Consider the following 16656-nt stretch of genomic DNA (forward strand, 5'->3'; position numbering starts at 1 on the left):
TCTCACGGCGGTCGCTACGATTCGTACGCGAGCGCGACGACCCGACCGTCACCGTAGGTGACGTAAATTTCCTCGGCACCGTCGCCGTCCAGGTCGGCGAGCGCCGGATGCGTGTAGATGGGAACCGACCGCTCGTACGTCGCCAACACGTCGCCCGAGTCGGGTTCGACGACGGCGACCGTGCCGTCGTTCGTCGTCGCCACGAGTTCGGACTCGTCGTCGCCGTCCACGTCGCCGACGAGCGGCGGCGGCGTCATCTGCGTACCGGTCGTCAGCGAAGTCTTCCACTCGACGCTGCCGTCGGTCGCCCGAAGCGCGAACAGCGTCCCGTCGCGGGAGACGGCGTACACCTCCGGCGTACCGTCCCCGTCCGCGTCCGAGACGTCGTGAACCGCCGCGAGGTCGCCGACCGAACGGCGCCACTCGACGCTTCCGTCGTTCCCGTCCACGAGGACGACGGCACCGCCCGACGTCGCGACCGAGATCTCGATCGCGGGGTCGTCGTCCGCCTGTCCGGTGCCCATCCAGAGGATGGAGCTATCGACGGCGTCGTTCCGCCATTCGGTTCGGTTGTCTCCGTTCAGCAGCACGACGCGGCCGCCGTCGGCCGACGCCACGCCGACCGCGAGTTCGGTGGAACCGTCGGCGTCGAAATCGGCGGCGGCGGGTTGCGCCCACACCGTGCCGCCGAGGTTCCGACTCCACAGCGCGGTTCCGTTCGCCCGGACGACCGAGAGCTGCCCTTTCACGTCCACCACGGCGGTCTCCCGTCCCGAGTCGGGCGCGAGGTTCGAAACGACGGGCTGCGTGTAGCCATACGCGCTGAGTTCGTGACGCATCTCCTCGTCGCCCGAGAGCGGATGGTAGGCCGTGACTCGCTGCTCCGTACTCGTCGCCAGCACCTCTCGGGTTCCGTCGCCGTCGAAGTCCGCCACGGTCGGGTCGGCAACGGCGTGGAGGGTGCAGTTGGCGGGCGAGACCCGGTCGTCCCAGACGACGCTACCGTCGTTCGCGTCGAGCGCGTACAGCCCGCACCCCGTCCCGTTTCCGCGGTCGCTTATCGGCGCGAAGACGAGCGACCGTCCCGAGACGTTGGCCGCCGCCGGGGCGTGGTGATTTCCGTTCATGTCTCGCCCGGTGTCGCTGACCCAGCGTTCCGAGAGCGTCCCGCCGTCGCTCGCGCCGAACGCGACGAATCCGACGCCGACGAGGGCGGCGACGGCGACGAAGAGAACCGCCCCGGTTGTGAAGCGCATCGAGTGTCCTTGGAATTCGTCGGGGAAAAGCGCTCCCTCTCGGCGACGGGATTCGAGGCGCGTACCACGTTCGTTCTGCGCCCCGCGAGCGTCGGCGAACGTCCCGATCTGATCGGACGAACGCTACGTCGGGAGCGGTCCCGTCGGACCGGAAGTGGTCGGGTGCCACCCATCCGCCACCTCGAAGATGGCGACTCCGTCGTTTTCGAACACGAGGCGATACTGCGACGAGGAGAGCATGGTCGCCATCATCGTGTTCGGTTGCGACATCTGCATCCCGCGAATCGTGTAGGTTCCTTTCGGAACGTAGACGTAGTCGGGGTGGACTCGAATCTCCATCAACCGTCCCGTCAAGCAGTACGAACTGTGACACCGCGATAGCTGGCGGAAGTGACGCAACTGGGAGCGATACTGGGAGTGACCCTTCCACTCGACGCCCCAGGGGCCGACGAGTATCGTCCGGTCGGTCTGCTGCGGAAACCACTCGGCCGCGTCCCCCAGCACGACGAACTCCGCGGACGGACTGGTGTTCGATTCCGCCCACGCCATCGCCTCGACGTCGCCGTCGTCCACGAACTGCGGAAGCGACGGACTCCCGGCGTGAGCGTTCAACCCGCCCGTCGCGTACAGCGTCCCGCCGCTGAGTCCGACGGTCACGAGGAGCACGACCGAGAACGTCACGACCTTCTCTCGGTTCAGCGACACCAACGCGCCGTCCTTCAACCAGCGAGCGATTCCGTCGAAGACGAATCGCGCGCTGACGAGCGCGCCGACGAGGAACACGAAACGGGGTTCGCCTATGGCCGCGACGACGACGAACAACCACGCCGGCAGGAAGAACTCCCGTTTCAGCACTAGCCAGAGACACCCGACGGCGGGAATCATGTACCAAACGGACAGGAACGGCGGTTCGTTGAGTTGTTGCTTGAACAGGTGTTTCACCGTGGGAATAACGCCCCCGATGCCGCCGTGGGTGCCCGCCGCGGCCGCGAACACGGTCGAACCGTGCATCGAGAGCACCGCGCTCCACCACGGCGCGGTGAGGACGACGCCCCCGACGCCGACGAGCGAGCCGTAGAGGAACCCGCGAAGCGACCGGTCGAACCGAACGTAGAGCAGGAAGAAGCTCATCGCGAAGAAGATGGTGTACATGGGGTGGGTGAGAATCGTCAGCGAGAACGCGATGAGCGACGGGACGAGCCACCGAACGTCGCGCTCTCGAAAGAGGTGGAGCCCCGAGTAGATGCCGGTGAGCGCGAACAGCATGGCCGGCGCGCGGACGATGCCGCCGGCGGAGATGTGCCACTGGAGTATCTGCGGGCTGACGGCGACGATGAGGGTCGCGAGCGACGCCTGCGGTCGCGACCCGGACAGGTCGCGGACGAAGAAGTACAGCGGGACGAGGTACGCGACGGTGACGAGCCCGGGAAGGAATCGGGCGATAGTGAACGGGCTCAGGTGCGTCACGTCGAGTATCACCGCCAACGCGTAGAACATGAGCGGCGGGTAGGCGAACGGGACGCCGTCGGCGGTGTATCCCGGGATGGTCTTCGGGAGGGCGTACCCGTTCTCGCCGATGTGTTCCGCGATCTGGAAGTACAGTCCCGCCCCGAACGAGGGGTACGAGTGAGAGCTGAGATAGAAGTAAAAAATACCGAATCCGGCGAGTAACGCCGGGAGAAGCCACGGTAGCTCGTAACCGAGTCCGTGCTGTTCTTGTGTCGTTTTCGAGTCCGTCTGATGACTAGCCATGGTTGGAATCGGAGGCGACCGCTCGGCGGAGCACGGCGGCGGCGTTCTCGTTCGAGGGGGACTATCGCCGGATTCGTTCTTTGTTATCCAGTGGCTATCGGCGGTACAGTGACGAATACCGACCTCAGGACGACGGTAGGCGATCGTTCCCCGGAAGTAACGTCGAATTTCTGAACTGTTCCGCGCGGAGGGCGCGCCGGTCGACCGGTTGCGAGCGACCCGGAGCGTCTCTCGCGGCGAGCGGCGGTCTCGTCGCGCCGTCGTCGCCGTCCGGTCGAGCGCCGCATCGTCGAGACGTCCGCGTTACTCGTAGCGAAGCGCGTCGATGGGGTCGGTTTGTGCGGCGTCCCACGCCGGGTAGATTCCGGCCAGGATACCGACGATAACGCCGACCGCGACGGCGATACCGAACCATTCGGGTCGGAACGCGAGCGGTAAGCCGATGAACTCCGCCGCGACGTAGCCGCCGCCGAGTCCGACGAGCGCGCCGAACGCCGACCCGAACATGCCGAGCAACACCGCCTCGAACAGGAACAACTGGAGCACGTCGGAGTTTTGCGCGCCGACGGCTTTCATGATGCCGATCTCGCGAGTTCGCTCGGTGACGCTCACGAGCATGATGTTGGCGATGCCGATGGCACCGACCACGAGCGAGATGAGCGCGATACCGGTTATGTACGCGGTGAACGTGTTGCTCACCTGTTTGACCTGGTTGATGAGTTCCTCCTGCGTGGTGACTTTGAACCGATAGTTACTCGATTTCAGCTGTCGGGCGTCGGAGCGTTCTCCGAGGTACGTGTACACTCGACCCTGCACCGCGTCCACCTTCGCCGGATTCTCCGCCAGTACGAGCACTCGTCCGTAGACGCGCTGGTTCTCGTTCGCCGAGGGGCTGTACACCGTTCGCTGGTAGAACGGGTCGGTCGGCGCGAAGATGCGCGGCGTCGGCCCTTCGCTGATGCTGAGGGCCGACTCCTCGGACGGTTCGACGATACCGACGACCGTCGCGTTCACCTGTCGACCGCCCGCGGCCCGCGTGAGGGTGATGTTGTCGCCGACGGAGACGTTCTCGTTCCCGAACATCCGCGTGGCGGGGCGATTCAGGACGACTTCGCGTTCCCCGCTCTGGAACGCCCCGCCCGCGATGAACTCCTTGTTCTTCACGTCGAAGTACGACGGCGTCGTCACGACGACCCACTGTCGACCCACCGTCGAGTTGTTGAACCCGACCGTCGAGGCGGCGACGCCGCTCTCCGGAACCGCGGCTTCGACGCCTTGCAGGGACCGAATCTCGTTGATGTCGTGCTCGGTGAATATCGTCTGTCCGCCGTCGCCGAAGTTCGGAAGGCCGGTCTGGCTCTCCGACTGCGCGGAGACGTACATCGTCGCCGCGTTCCCTCCCGCGACGGTGTTGACGATGTCCGCCTGCAAGCTCGCACCGAGCGTGACGAACGTGATGACCGCGGCCACGCCGATGATGACGCCGAGCGTCGTCAGCGTCGAGCGAAGTTTGTGTTCGCGAATGTTGCGCCAACTTATCCGGAGGCTCTCGAGAACGTTCATCCGCCCCGGTCGTTCTTCGTGTCTTTCATTTCCCGTCCACCCGTCACCAGCTACGTGCGCCACCGACAAAAATCCACGACGCGAAACGCCCTCTTAATCGGGCGAAACGCCGGATTATACGGGTTTGAACGGTTTTCGCCGTCCCGCGTGCGACCGGGCTACTCGTCGCCGGCGACTCCCGACGCGGCCGACTTTCGACCGCCCGCTCGAATCTCGCTCACGCTTCTTCCATCCTAACCGTGAGCACGGGAACGTCGGAGATGCGAACCACTTTCTCCGTGACGCTTCCGAGGAGGTAGCGGTCGAGTCCCCGGCGACCGTGCGTGCCCATCACGACGAGATCGATATCGTGGTCGTCGGCGTAGTCGAGGATGGCGCGGTGCGGCGTTCCCCGGAGCACGGCGGTCTCGACGTCGATTCCCGCTTCGCTCGCCTTCGTCTTGATATCGTCCACGGCGTCGTCGGCCTCGTCTTCGAGTTCGTCGTAGAGGATATCGGCGCGAACGTCCGGCGGAACGACCGTCTGGTCTACCACCGAGACGACGTGGAGGGTCGCGTCGTAGGTCGCCGCGATGTCGAGCGCCTGTCGAACGGCTTTCTCGGTCGTCTCGCTTCCGTCCGTCGGGAGGAGGATACGGTCGTACATCCCTCCGTATCTCGCTCGCAATCGGGAAATGACTATCGGCGGCCTCTCCCGCGCCCCCGACCGCAAGTACGGGACGAGTCTTTCGGGACCGAGATCACGCGGTCGGGGTCGGTCGCTCCGTCTCGGCGTACTTGTCCTCGAACTCCCGAATCAGCCGGCTCATCTCGGCGTACCACTCGTTCACCATCCGTCGCATGTCGCGGGACACCTCGCCGGGGTCGGTCGGTCGATAGACGTGGTAGTAGCCGCCCTGCTCGTAGTTCACTTGTGATTTCTGGATAAAGCCGGCCTGTAACAGTCGCTGGATGGAGCGGTAGGCGGTGGAGCGTTCGCGGTCGATGCGCTCCGCTATCTCGTCGATGGTCATCGGCTCGTCGCCGTCTATCACGACCTGATAGCACTTCCTGTCGAGTTCCTTGAGTCCGTGAATACACTCCAGCAGCCCTTCGCACTCCATATCCTGCTGGAGGTACTCGGCCATGGAATCAGCCATCGTACGACCCCCGGTAGGAACTACGGGGGTAAAACGGTTCGTGTGCCTCGTACGACGCTCCGGAACGTTCGGGCGGCCCCGGTCGCGACGTCGGCCCGTTCGCGGCCGACGTCGGTCGTCCGGTCGGAGGGCCGACGTCCCCGGAACCTTTTTTAGGAAGATGGTCGTTTCGGCAAACAAGGTCGAAGCATGACCACCTCTCTCCTCCACTGACCGGGCGCCAGTTGGGTCGTCGTCCGCCTCACGGTAGCGGCGCGCACCCACCCTCCCGGTTTCGTTCGCGAGACGTCGACCAGCGCCGAGTGGCGATTTTCGCCGAGGTACCGACGAAGAGACGCACGCAGACGATTCAACCTTCAACCATGCAAACAGGTTCAGCGGTCATCGCGAAACGAGCGGACGACGGAACAGCGGAAACGACGGAGATACGGGCGCTCGCCGACGCGGCGGGCTACGAGGTGGTCGACGCCGTCACCCAATCGCGGCCGGAGGACTCGACGTACCACTTCGGTCGCGGCAAGGCGGAGGAGTTGGCCGAGACGGTCGCGGAGGCGGGCGCGAGCGCCGTCGTCTTCGACAACCCCCTCAGCCCGCGGCAGACCTCCGAACTCGGGCGGCTGTGTCCCGACGAGACGGAAATCATCGACCGGTATCGCCTCGTCCTGCACATCTTCGCCCGACGGGCCGGAACGAAGGAGGCCCAACTGCAAGTGAAACTCGCGCGACTCCGGTACGAACTCCCCCGAGTGCAAGCGGAGATTCGGCTCGAAAAGGAAGTGGCGAACGAGCGGCGGGCGCGGGGCGGCCTCGGGGAGAAGGAGAACCGCCGTATCACCGATATCAAAAACCGTATCGACCGAATCGAATCGAAGCTGGACAGCATCTCCGACGTCGGCGGCCAGCGGCGCGAAAAGCGCCGGAGAGCCGGCTTCGACCTCGTGGCGCTCGCGGGCTATACCAACGCCGGGAAATCGACGCTCCTGCGGCGATTGGCGGACGAGATGGAACTCGACCCGGAGCGTCACGACGACCTCCACGAGAGCGCCGCGGTCGAAGACCGCCTCTTCGAGACGCTGGAAACGACGACCCGTCGGGCCGAGATTCGGGGGCGGAAGGCGCTCGTCACCGACACCGTCGGGTTCATCCGAGACCTCCCGCACTGGCTGGTCGAATCGTTCGAGGCGACGCTGACCGAGACCTACGAAGCGGACCTCGTCTGCCTCGTCGCGGACGCGAGCGACCCGGCGTCCGAACTGCGCGAGAAACTCCGAACCTCGCTCGACCTACTCGAGGGCGAAGCGGAGCGGGTCCTCACGGTTCTCAACAAGGCGGACCGCGTCGCGGACGACGAACTGGACGAACGAGTCGCGGAAATCGCCGACCTCGCGCCCGACCCCGTCGTCGCGAGCGCGACCGAGGGGACCGGTATCGACGCGCTCCGGGGGCGAATCGCCGACGAACTGCCCGACCGGAAGACCGACCGACTGCGGCTTCCCAACACGAGCGAGACGATGTCGTTCCTCTCGTGGCTCTACGACCACGCCCGCGTCGAGTCGGTGCGATATCCGGGCGACAGCGAGCGGGTCGTCGTGGAGTTCGACGCCGACCCCGGCGTGGCCGAGCGAGCGGCGGCGAAGGCCGCCGCGATTTCGGCTTAAATCCGCGCCGACTCGCCCGAATCGTCCTAATATTCATCACTGTCCCTCCCTAACGGCCTCTAACGCCCGCCGAGGCGGGCGATGGGGTGGGGAACGTGAGTGAAAAATCACAGCCAGAGATACAGGAAGGCGGTCCGCCCGAAGACAGGATGGCCACGCCGACCAGTCGGGAAAAGGCGAAAGAACAGCTACCGAACCGGTTCGACTCGAAGCTCCGAGACGCGCTCGGAACGTCGCCGTTCATCCTCACGAAGTTCGATTCGTTCATGAACTGGGTGCGAGGGTCGTCTATGTTCATGCTCCAGTTCGGCATCGCCTGCTGCAGCATCGAGATGATGCACACCTACGCCGTCAAACACGACTTGGACCGCTTCGGGGCAGGGGTGCCGCGCGCGTCGCCGCGACAGGCCGACGTCATCATCATCCCGGGGACCATCGTCTCGAAGTTCGCGCCCCGAATGAAGCGCGTCTACGACCAGATGCCCGAACCCAAGTTCGTCGTCAGCATGGGGTCGTGCACCTGTTCCGGCGGCCCGTTCCAAGGGGGATACAACGTCATCAAGGGCGCGGAGGAGGTGCTTCCGTGCGACATCCACGTCCCCGGATGCCCGCCGCGCCCCGAGGCGCTCATCTACGGCATCGCCAAGTTACAGGAACGAATCGCCCACGGCGAGGCGAGTCCGGTCGTCGTGAAGCCGTACGAACTGGAGCAGTTCGGCGACCTCGAACGCGACGAACTCGTCGAATCGCTCGCCGACCAAATCGACGAGGACACGCTCGTCATGCGCTACAACTGGGTTGATTCGCCGTGAGTTCGGGAGTGCAGGAACCGCTGGTCGACGACGACGAACTCGCGGAGTTGCTGGGCGATCACGTCATCGGCCGCGACGACCACTACAACGCGCCGGGCTTCGTGATTCGACCCGACGAGGTGCAGGACGCGCTCACCCTCCTGCGCGACGAGGCCGGATTCGACCACCTCTCGTGTCTGACGGCCCAACAGTACCGCGACCGCTACGAGAGCATCTACCACCTGAAGAAGTACGACGACCCGCGACAGGAGGTGAGCGTCGTCGTGCCGACGTCCACGGACGAGCCGGTGAGCCAGACGGCCGAACCCGTCTACCGCACCGCGAACTGGCACGAGCGCGAGGCGCACGACCTCGTCGGCATCGAGTACGACGGGCACCCGGACATGCGTCGCATCCTGCTGCCCGAGACGTGGCAGGGCCACCCGCTCTCGCTGGACTACGATCAGGACAGACCCCAGATAGTGACGCTGGAGGAGCACCGGAACCCGCTGTTGGAAGACCACGTCGGCGGCGACGCGGACACCATCTTCATCAACATCGGGCCGCACCACCCGGCCACACACGGCGTGCTCCATCTCGAAACCGTGTTGGACGGCGAGCAGGTGCTCGACGTGGAACCGGACATCGGCTACCTCCACCGCTGCGAGGAGCAGATGGCCCAGACCGGCAACTACCGGCACGAGATAATGCCGTACCCCGACCGGTGGGACTACACCGCGAACATGACCAACGAGTGGGCGTACGCGCGGGCCATCGAGGACCTCGCGGACATCGACGTTCCGGACTACGCGAAGGTGCTTCGGACGCTCGGGGTCGAACTCTCGCGGATGGCGGGACACTTCCTCGCGGTCGGAACGTTCGCGCTGGACGTGTACGGCGATTTCACCGCCATCTTCCAGTACGCGTTCCGCGACCGCGAGAAGACCCAGAGCATCCTGGAGGACCTCACCGGCCAGCGCATGATGTTCAACTACTTCCGCCTCGGGGGGGTCATCTGGGACATTCCGGAGCCGCGCGAGGAGTTCTTCGAGAAGACGCGCGACTTCGTCGACGCGCTGCCGAGGGCGCTCGAGGAGTACCACAACCTCCTCACGAACAACGAGATATTCCAACTCCGGTGCGTCGGCACGGGCGTCCTCGAACCCGACGTCGCGAAGGAGTACGGCGTGACCGGGCCGGTCGCCCGCGGGTCGGGCGTCGACTACGACCTGCGCCGCGACGACCCCTACGGCTACTACCCGGAACTCGATTGGGAGGTCGTCACCGAGGACGGGTGCGACAACTACTCGCGCGTGCTGGTTCGCCTCCGGGAGGTTCAGCAATCGGCCAGAATCGTCGAGCAGTGCGTCGAACTGCTCGAAGACTGGCCGGAAGACGACCGCGAACTCCAGTCGAACGTCCCCAGGACGCTCAAACCGCCGATGGACGCCGAAACGTACCGCGCGGTCGAAGCCGCGAAGGGCGAACTCGGCGTCTACATCCGCTCCGACAACACGTCGAAGCCGGCGCGCTTCAAGATTCGCAGCCCGTGTTTCCACAACCTCTCCGCGCTTCCGGAGATGGCGACCGGCGAGTACGTGCCGGACCTCATCGCGTCGCTCGGGAGCCTTGACATCGTGCTCGGGAGCGTCGACCGATGATCGGGATACTGAAATCGATGGCGACGACGATGAAACACGCGCTCGACGGGGCGACGTTCACGGTGGAGTATCCGGATGTCGCGCCCGAGGTGAGCCCGCGCTTCCGCGGCATCCACAAGTTCAGCCAGGAGCGCTGCATCTGGTGTCGCCAGTGCGAGAACGTCTGCCCGAACGACACCATCCAGATAGTGATGGACGACCAACGAAACGGCGAGCAGTACAACCTCCACGTCGGCCAGTGCATCTACTGCCGACTCTGCGAGGAGGTCTGTCCGGTGGACGCGATTTTGCTGACCCAGAACTTCGAGTTCACGGGCGACACGAAGGACGAGTTGGTCTACAACAAAGAGCAACTGAAGAACGTCCCGTGGTACAAGGACATCGACCCGCTGGAGTCGCGCGAACCCGACAGGGGCGCGTGGATCGGCGAGGGCGAGGGGGACGTTGACTACCAGTAGTTTCGGGCGGTCGGCGTTCGATAGCCCGTTCGCGCGACGGTAGCGGATTCGAACTCCGGGCCGCTTCCCGCGTCACCGCCGCCATCTCGATTTTTTCGTCGCGTATTTCGACGACGAGCAGATTCGAACTCGCCGGGTTTTTCCACGGATACTCGCCGGACGGTCCCGATTCCGCGTCGACGTTCACGGTGTACGCACCGCGCCGTACGTCGAACACGGTTTTCGAAGATTCGACGCGAACGATGCGCACGTCGAACGTTACGGCTTCGGAAGCGTCGTTCGACGCGGACGCCGAGCGACCGTCGTCGTACAGAATATCGTGGAGCGAGAGACAGCCCGACGGGGGGTGTACCCCCGTCGGAACTGCCTTCGCGAATCGTCGTTTCGTGATCATCGGTCGAATCGGCGGGGGGGTCGAACGGGCGTAATCAGGCTAACCGCCGCACGCCGTAGTAAATCCGCTTTCGCTGGTAGACCAGTTCGCCGACGGCCAAGCCGAGCACCAGCAGGATGGCGAACAGCGCGGCGATGAAGGCGTACTCGCTCATCCAGATGGGGCGGATGAACGGCGTCACCTGGTCCCACTGCTCGCCGTACTGTCGCATCTCGTCCTCGAACGACGTTCCGCTGAACGCGTCGGCCAGTAACACCGACATCTTCACGCTGTCGCCCGTACCGGGGTCGATGTTCGCGCTGCCGTGCACCTGATACTCGCCGGTGACGCCGAGGTCGGCCATCGTCGGGCCGTTCGACCCGCCGCCGTGGGCGATTCGCTCGGCGTCGTAGGGGAGCCACGGGGAGTAGAACTCCCAGACTATCTTCCCCTTCGGCGTCACTTCGAGGACGCGGTGGTTCGAGGAGTCGACGATGAGCGTGTTGCCGTTCGGCAGGCGGTCGGCGTCGCGGGGCCAGGTGAATTTCTCGGACGAACCCATCTGCCACGTCTTCTCCCAGCTACCGCCGCGCTTGGCGTACTCGACGACGCGGTGGTTGTGCGAGTCGGCGACGAGGATGGTCGGATTGCCCGACTCGCTTTCGAGGTAGTCGGGGTTGTGCTGCTCGTAGAGGATGTCGTGGTTGCTACCGTCCTCGCCGAGTTTCACCGTGACGTTCTTCGTTTCGCGGTCGATGACGAGGACTTCGTCCATGTTCCGCGGGTCGGCCATGTACTTACCCGGGCCGATCTTGTCCACGTCGTTGACGTGCGTCCAGTCGCCCGTGTACTCGTCCATTCCGGCGCTCTTCTCGTAGTAGTTGCGGAAGTACCAGCGCCAGACGATTTTATCCTTCTCCAGGTCGTAGACGTAGATGCTGTCGTCGTTCTGCCCGGTGGTTTCGTTGTAGGCGCGCATGTTGGCGACGAGCAACTGCGTCCCGTTGTTGATGAGGTCGACGTCGTGCGTGTCGTGGATTTCGAGGAACTGCTTCCAGACCTTCTCCTTGGTCTCCGGATTGTACTCGTAGACGAGCGTGCCGCCGCGCTGCGTCGAGACGACGAACAGGTTTCCGTTCGGAAGCGGGTCGACGTCGTAGAACCACGTCGCGCCTTCCTTCGACCCGTTGTGCACCCACTCGACGTTCCCCTTCGGGCCGACGGCGACGAGGCGGGCGGGCTTTTTCTTGTTCCCCTTCCCCTGGAAGTGGAACCCTTGGACGCTGATGACCGTCGTTCCGTTGGCGGGGCTCTCGATGGTTCCTCGTTGGAGGTTCGATTCCTCTTGGTCGTACGTTATCGCGGAGACGGCGGAGGGCGCGAGCAGGGCGACGACCAGCAGTAAGACGACACCGCGCACGATCCACGGCCGCGGCGGTAGTCGTTCCGTCCAGTCCATAGACTATACTCGGGAACGTTCACTTTGAGTATTTTGTGTTTCGTCCGGCACTGTTGGCGGGTGATTTTGCGCCGGTCGGCCTTGATACCGAGGCTGACAATCGGTACGGAATAGTCATCGACGCGTCGTCCGACCCGGCGACGACCCCTACTCGTTCGGGCCGGGGGACGGTCGAAGGCGGCGACGTACTCGTCACTCGTCGACCCGTTCGACGCCCGTGAACTCGAACCGCGCTCCGCCCGCGCTCGACTCGCCGAGCGAGACGCGCCAGTCGTGCGCCTCGGCGATCTGCTCGACGATGGTCAGGCCGAACCCGGTGCCGCCCTCGTCGGAGGAGTGGCCCGACTCGAACACCGTCTGGCGGTCGGCGGGCGGGACGCCGGGACCGTCGTCTTCGACGTAGAAGCCGGTTTCGAGTTCGCCGACGACGACCGTCGCGTCTGGGCCGCCGTGCTCGACGGCGTTCCGGAACAGATTTTCGAGCAACTGCTGGAGCCGACTCGCGTCCGCGTCGACGGTCGAATCCCACGAGGCGTCGAGGGTCGCCGACTCCGTCTCGACCGACGCCCACGCGCTCGCCGTGACCGCCTTCCCGTCGACCGGTTCGGTTTCGCTGACCGTCCGCCCGTGTCGCGCCAGCGTCAGCACGTCCTCGACGATGCCCGCCATCCGGTCGTGAGCGCGGACTATCCGATCCAGGTGCTCGTCTTCTCCCGTCGCCCGGTACATGTCGAGGTATCCCTGCGCGACGTTGAGGGGATTACGCAGGTCGTGGGAGACGACGCTGGCGAACTCCTCGAGGCGCTCGTTCTGGCGCTCCAGTTCGCGTTGGTCGGCCTTCCGTTCGTCCTCGCGCTCGGCCCTGTCGAGGGCGGCCGCGGTGTTCGAGGCGAGCAGTTGGGCGTAGTACACGTCGATGTCGTCCAGTCGCTCGCCGCCGAACGCCATCACGCCGCGGTCACCCAACGGAACGAGCGCCTCCGACTGGTCGTCGGTCGTGTTCCGTCGCCGGACGACCGCCTCGCCGGTTTCGAAGGCGTCGAGCGCGGCGCTCGGGTCGGGTACCGTCTCGGAGCCCCCGCGCGCTTCGTAGTGCTCTTCGGTTCTGGCGGCCAACCGGAACGCCGCGTCGTCGTACCGCCAGATGCTGGTCATCGGGAGGTCGAGAACGTCGCGCGCCGCCCGAACCGCGATTTCGCTGACCGCGGTCGTCGTCTCGGCGGCCATCAGTTCGCGGGTCACGTCGTGGAGGGCTTCGAGCGTCCGCTCCCCGCTCTTCCGACCGGTCACGTCCCGGGAGTTGAGCACCAGTCCTTCGACGGCGGGGTCGTCGAGTCGGTTCTCGCCCGTCGTCTCGAGGTAGCGCCACGATCCGTCGGCGCGGCGGAATCGGTACGTGATGGTTCGATAGCTGTCAGCGTCGTCGACGACCTGGTGGAACGTCTCGACCACGCGGGGGCGGTCGTCGGGGTGGACGTACTCGAACGAAACGTCCCCCACGACCTCGTCCGGGGCGTAGCCGAAGCGTTCGATGGACGGACTGTGGTAGCGGAAGACGCCCGACTCGTCGACGAGCGCGATGAGGTCGTGCGAGTGTTCGATGAGCGCGTGCAACCTGTCTTCCGTTCGTTTTCGGTCGGTCACGTCCCGAACCGATCCGATGGTCGCCGGGCGACCCTCGTAGCTCGTCCGGCGGACGGAGAAATCCCCGTGGCGCGTCTCCCCGTCTTTCGTCCGGAATCTGGCCTCGTAGATCGAAACGGCGTGTTCGCCGCTCTCACGGCTCGCCACGACGTCCCTCACGCGGTCGTGGTCGTCCGGATGGAGGAGCGACCAGACGTTCATGCCGCACAGTTCGTCGGCGTCGTAGCCGGTGAGTTCGCACGCCCGCTGGTTGACGAAGGTTAACCGGTCGTCCCGGTAGATGTAGATGGCGTCGTGGCTCCCCTCCACGACGGTGCGGTAGTGTTCTTCCCGCTCGCGAAGCGCGTCGTCGGTGCGGTACGAGTGGACAGCCTTCTCGATGCGGTTCGCCAGCACCGCGCACTGGTCGCTCGAAACGTCCTTCTGGAAGTAGTCCGTGACGCCCGCGGATATCGCACGACTCGCTAACGCCTCGCTGCCGACGCTGGTGAAGAGGATGAACGGGAGTTCCGGGCGGAGTTCGCGAACCGTCTCGAGGAAGTCGAGTCCGTTCGCGTCGCCCAACTCGTGGTCGCAGACGATGCAGTCGATACCGCCTTTTCGAACTTCCTCGCGGGCGTCCGCGACCGAGGACGCCGTTCGGAGCCGCAACCGCTCCGACTCCCGTTCGAGGAACGTCGCCGCGAGGTCGAGCAGGTCTTCGTCGTCGTCAACGTGCAGGACGACGATGGGCGGTGAGTCACTCATTCTCAGTCGTTTCGTTGACAGACTGAGTACGCCACCATAGTTGTTGCGTCTGTGAGGTATACGGCCTGTCAATAGCGTCTCGCCGAGCGCTTTTACTGGTTGGGTGCGCTAGTCGACGTAGGGGGAGGAGGATGTTCGAGGACAGAACGGACGCGGGAGAGCAACTCGCCGACCTCGTCGTGCGCGAAGGGGTGGCGGCGGACATCGTACTCGCCATTCCGCGGGGCGGGCTACCGGTCGGACGGCCGGTAGCCGACGCGCTCGGCGTCCCGCTGGACGTGGTGGTCGCCAAGAAACTGGGCGCGCCCGGCAACCCCGAACTCGCCATCGGCGCGGTCGGTGCGGACGGGAGCGTCTGGCTGAACGACGAACTCATCGACCGGTTAGGCGTGGACGGCGCCTACGTCGAACGAGAGCGCGAGCGACAGGCCGAAGCGGCCCGCGAGAAGGCGTCGACGTATCGGGGCGACGAACCGATTCCGGACGTCGCGGGCGACCGAGTCGTCGTCGTGGACGACGGCGTCGCCACGGGAGCGACGACCATCGCGTGCCTCAGGCAGGTGCGAAACGCGGGGGCGAGCCGCGTCGTCCTCGCCGTACCCGTCGGTTCGCCCCGGTCGGTCGAGCAACTGGCCGACGAGGCGGACGACGTCCTCTGCGTCGAGGTTCCGCCGTACTTCAGCGCGGTCGGGCAGTTCTATCGGGCGTTCGAGCAGGTGCCGGACGAGGTGGCGAGGACGTACCTGGACGAGGGGGCGTAGGACGATCAAACCGACGTCCTCGGTTCAATCGTCTCATCAGCGTACCCGATACGAGCCGAAAAATCAACGCAAAATCACCCGGCGTAAAACCGATACAGTTTTGTCGGTTTCGTTTCAGGATTTCGCGGTTCGCCGAGCAATAAAACCGCCGTTGGTGCCGGTTTCAGGCCTCACATCTGGGCATCGCGGAAAATCATAAAAGACACCATACTGCGAAACATTTAAGTACGTTTCGCCCTAACTGTTGGTTAGGAAGTGGCTATCCGGGATTCTTCAGGTTCTCCCTCCCGGGAGCGTCCGCCAACCCACAACCATGACATCCACCAAGATTCAGAGCTACAGCGAGTCCGACGTATCGACCCGCGAGCGAGAGAACGAACGAGAGGAAGGCGGCTGTCCCGAGTGCGGCGGAAAGCTCGTCGCCGACGAAGGACACGGCGAGACCGTCTGTCAGGACTGCGGACTGGTCGTCGAAGAGGACAACGTCGACCGCGGGCCGGAGTGGCGCGCCTTCGACGCGAAGGAGAAGGACGAAAAGAGCCGCGTCGGCGCGCCGACGACGAAGATGATGCACGACAAGGGCCTCTCGACCAACATCGGCTGGCAGAACAAGGACGCCTACGGCCGGACGCTCGGCTCTCGGCAGCGCGAGAAGATGCAACGGCTCCGCACGTGGAACGAGCGGTTCCGCACGCGCGATTCGAAGGAGCGCAACCTCAAACAGGCGCTGGGTGAAATCGACCGGATGGCCTCGGCACTCGGCCTCCCCAAGAACGTCCGCGAGACCGCCAGCGTCATCTACCGCCGGGCGCTCGAAGAGGACCTGCTGCCGGGACGCTCCATCGAGGGCGTGGCGACCGCCTCGCTCTACGCGGCCGCCCGCCAGAGCGACATCCCCCGGAGTCTGGACGAGGTGGCGAGCGTCAGCCGCATCGACGAGATGGAGTTCAAGCGCACCTACCGCTACATCGTGCGCGAACTCAAGCTCCAGATTCAGCCCGCCGACCCGCAGAACTACGTGACGCGGTTCGCGTCCGACCTCGACGTCGGCGACGAATCCGAGCGGTGCGCCCACGACCTGCTCAAGACCGCGAAAGAGCAGGGCGTCCACAGCGGGAAGTCGCCGGTCGGCCTCGCCGCCGCCGCCGTCTACGCGGGCGCGCTCCTCAGCAACGAGAAGGTGACGCAGGCCGAGGTGAGCGACGTCGCCAGCGTCAGCGAAGTCACCATCCGCAACCGCTACCAGGAGCTGCTCGAAGCCGCGGAAGATGGCCGTGTCGTCGCGTAAACCGTCCTCGTTTTTCTCTCCGAAGCGATAACAGTCGACCGAGACGCATCTGCGACCGAACAGTGGCTTCGCCATCGGAGGGTGCCGAATCCCGCCCGACCGGCGG

General features: G+C 65.0%; 13 protein-coding genes. 6 read left to right on the forward strand and 7 right to left on the reverse strand.

What is annotated here, in order from left to right; translation table 11 throughout:
* Window positions 1-14 precede the first annotated feature (14 nt).
* The 5 genes from LIX00_RS22975 to LIX00_RS22995 form a co-directional block, all read right to left on the reverse strand.
* Window positions 15-1256: an FG-GAP-like repeat-containing protein gene (locus tag LIX00_RS22975; protein WP_227356845.1), complete on the reverse strand. Its 1242-nt coding sequence runs from the start codon at window positions 1254-1256 to the stop codon at window positions 15-17.
* A 123-nt stretch (window positions 1257-1379) separates the two neighbouring features.
* Window positions 1380-3008, reverse strand: a complete 1629-nt coding sequence (locus LIX00_RS22980) for an ArnT family glycosyltransferase (RefSeq protein WP_227356846.1) — start codon at window positions 3006-3008, stop codon at window positions 1380-1382.
* A gap of 303 nt (window positions 3009-3311) precedes the next feature.
* Window positions 3312-4571: an ABC transporter permease gene (locus LIX00_RS22985; RefSeq protein ID WP_227356847.1), complete on the reverse strand. Its 1260-nt coding sequence runs from the start codon at window positions 4569-4571 to the stop codon at window positions 3312-3314.
* Window positions 4572-4788: 217 nt separating this feature from the next.
* On the reverse strand, window positions 4789-5217 hold the full coding sequence (locus LIX00_RS22990) for a universal stress protein (protein ID WP_227356848.1): 429 nt from the start codon (window positions 5215-5217) through the stop codon (window positions 4789-4791).
* 94 nt (window positions 5218-5311) lie between these two features.
* Window positions 5312-5710: a helix-turn-helix domain-containing protein gene (locus LIX00_RS22995; protein WP_227356849.1), complete on the reverse strand. Its 399-nt coding sequence runs from the start codon at window positions 5708-5710 to the stop codon at window positions 5312-5314.
* 362 nt (window positions 5711-6072) lie between these two features.
* Between LIX00_RS22995 and hflX the strand changes: the two genes are divergently transcribed.
* The 4 genes from hflX to LIX00_RS23015 all read left to right on the forward strand — a co-directional run bounded on the left by hflX (window position 6073) and on the right by LIX00_RS23015 (window position 10278).
* Window positions 6073-7368 carry a GTPase HflX gene (gene hflX / locus LIX00_RS23000; protein WP_227356850.1) on the forward strand — a complete coding sequence of 432 codons (1296 nt, stop codon included), beginning with the start codon at window positions 6073-6075 and terminating at the stop codon, window positions 7366-7368.
* Window positions 7369-7517: 149 nt separating this feature from the next.
* A complete protein-coding gene (locus tag LIX00_RS23005) occupies window positions 7518-8180 on the forward strand; it encodes an NADH-quinone oxidoreductase subunit B (RefSeq protein ID WP_227357160.1) in 663 nt (220 codons plus the stop codon).
* A complete protein-coding gene (locus LIX00_RS23010) occupies window positions 8177-9820 on the forward strand; it encodes an NADH-quinone oxidoreductase subunit D (RefSeq protein ID WP_227356851.1) in 1644 nt (547 codons plus the stop codon). Before LIX00_RS23005 ends, LIX00_RS23010 begins: the two co-directional genes overlap by 4 nt.
* Entirely contained in the window at window positions 9817-10278 is a 462-nt protein-coding gene (locus LIX00_RS23015) for a NuoI/complex I 23 kDa subunit family protein (protein WP_227356852.1), read from the forward strand. Before LIX00_RS23010 ends, LIX00_RS23015 begins: the two co-directional genes overlap by 4 nt.
* Before the next feature lie 428 nt (window positions 10279-10706).
* On the opposite strand, the gene LIX00_RS23020 is transcribed toward LIX00_RS23015, so the two are convergent.
* The gene (locus LIX00_RS23020; RefSeq protein ID WP_227356853.1) at window positions 10707-12110 is read right to left on the reverse strand and encodes an aryl-sulfate sulfotransferase; all 1404 of its coding nucleotides are present in this window, start codon (window positions 12108-12110) and stop codon (window positions 10707-10709) included.
* Between the two features lie 192 nt (window positions 12111-12302).
* The gene (locus LIX00_RS23025; protein ID WP_227356854.1) at window positions 12303-14501 is read right to left on the reverse strand and encodes a hybrid sensor histidine kinase/response regulator; all 2199 of its coding nucleotides are present in this window, start codon (window positions 14499-14501) and stop codon (window positions 12303-12305) included.
* Window positions 14502-14632: 131 nt separating this feature from the next.
* On the opposite strand from LIX00_RS23025, the gene LIX00_RS23030 reads away from it, so the two are divergent.
* Window positions 14633-15262, forward strand: a complete 630-nt coding sequence (locus tag LIX00_RS23030; protein WP_227356855.1) for a phosphoribosyltransferase — start codon at window positions 14633-14635, stop codon at window positions 15260-15262.
* A 313-nt stretch (window positions 15263-15575) separates the two neighbouring features.
* Window positions 15576-16550 carry a transcription initiation factor IIB gene (locus LIX00_RS23035; RefSeq protein WP_227356856.1) on the forward strand — a complete coding sequence of 325 codons (975 nt, stop codon included), beginning with the start codon at window positions 15576-15578 and terminating at the stop codon, window positions 16548-16550.
* Window positions 16551-16656: the final 106 nt, after the last annotated feature.

The organism is Haladaptatus salinisoli, assembly GCF_020614375.1.
In the GTDB taxonomy this organism is placed as follows: Archaea; Halobacteriota; Halobacteria; order Halobacteriales; family Haladaptataceae; genus Haladaptatus; species Haladaptatus salinisoli.

Bases quoted from the DNA above. Each gene is read 5' to 3' on its own strand.
- LIX00_RS22975 (WP_227356845.1), bottom strand. From the start codon at position 1,256: ATGCGCTTCACAACCGGGGCGGTTCTCTTCGTCGCCGTCGCCGCCCTC.
- LIX00_RS22980 (WP_227356846.1), bottom strand. From the start codon at position 3,008: ATGGCTAGTCATCAGACGGACTCGAAAACGACACAAGAACAGCACGGA.
- LIX00_RS22985 (WP_227356847.1), bottom strand. From the start codon at position 4,571: ATGAACGTTCTCGAGAGCCTCCGGATAAGTTGGCGCAACATTCGCGAA.
- LIX00_RS22990 (WP_227356848.1), bottom strand. From the start codon at position 5,217: ATGTACGACCGTATCCTCCTCCCGACGGACGGAAGCGAGACGACCGAG.
- LIX00_RS22995 (WP_227356849.1), bottom strand. From the start codon at position 5,710: ATGGCTGATTCCATGGCCGAGTACCTCCAGCAGGATATGGAGTGCGAA.
- hflX (WP_227356850.1), top strand. From the start codon at position 6,073: ATGCAAACAGGTTCAGCGGTCATCGCGAAACGAGCGGACGACGGAACA.
- LIX00_RS23005 (WP_227357160.1), top strand. From the start codon at position 7,518: ATGGCCACGCCGACCAGTCGGGAAAAGGCGAAAGAACAGCTACCGAAC.
- LIX00_RS23015 (WP_227356852.1), top strand. From the start codon at position 9,817: ATGATCGGGATACTGAAATCGATGGCGACGACGATGAAACACGCGCTC.
- LIX00_RS23020 (WP_227356853.1), bottom strand. From the start codon at position 12,110: ATGGACTGGACGGAACGACTACCGCCGCGGCCGTGGATCGTGCGCGGT.
- LIX00_RS23025 (WP_227356854.1), bottom strand. From the start codon at position 14,501: ATGAGTGACTCACCGCCCATCGTCGTCCTGCACGTTGACGACGACGAA.
- LIX00_RS23030 (WP_227356855.1), top strand. From the start codon at position 14,633: ATGTTCGAGGACAGAACGGACGCGGGAGAGCAACTCGCCGACCTCGTC.
- LIX00_RS23035 (WP_227356856.1), top strand. From the start codon at position 15,576: ATGACATCCACCAAGATTCAGAGCTACAGCGAGTCCGACGTATCGACC.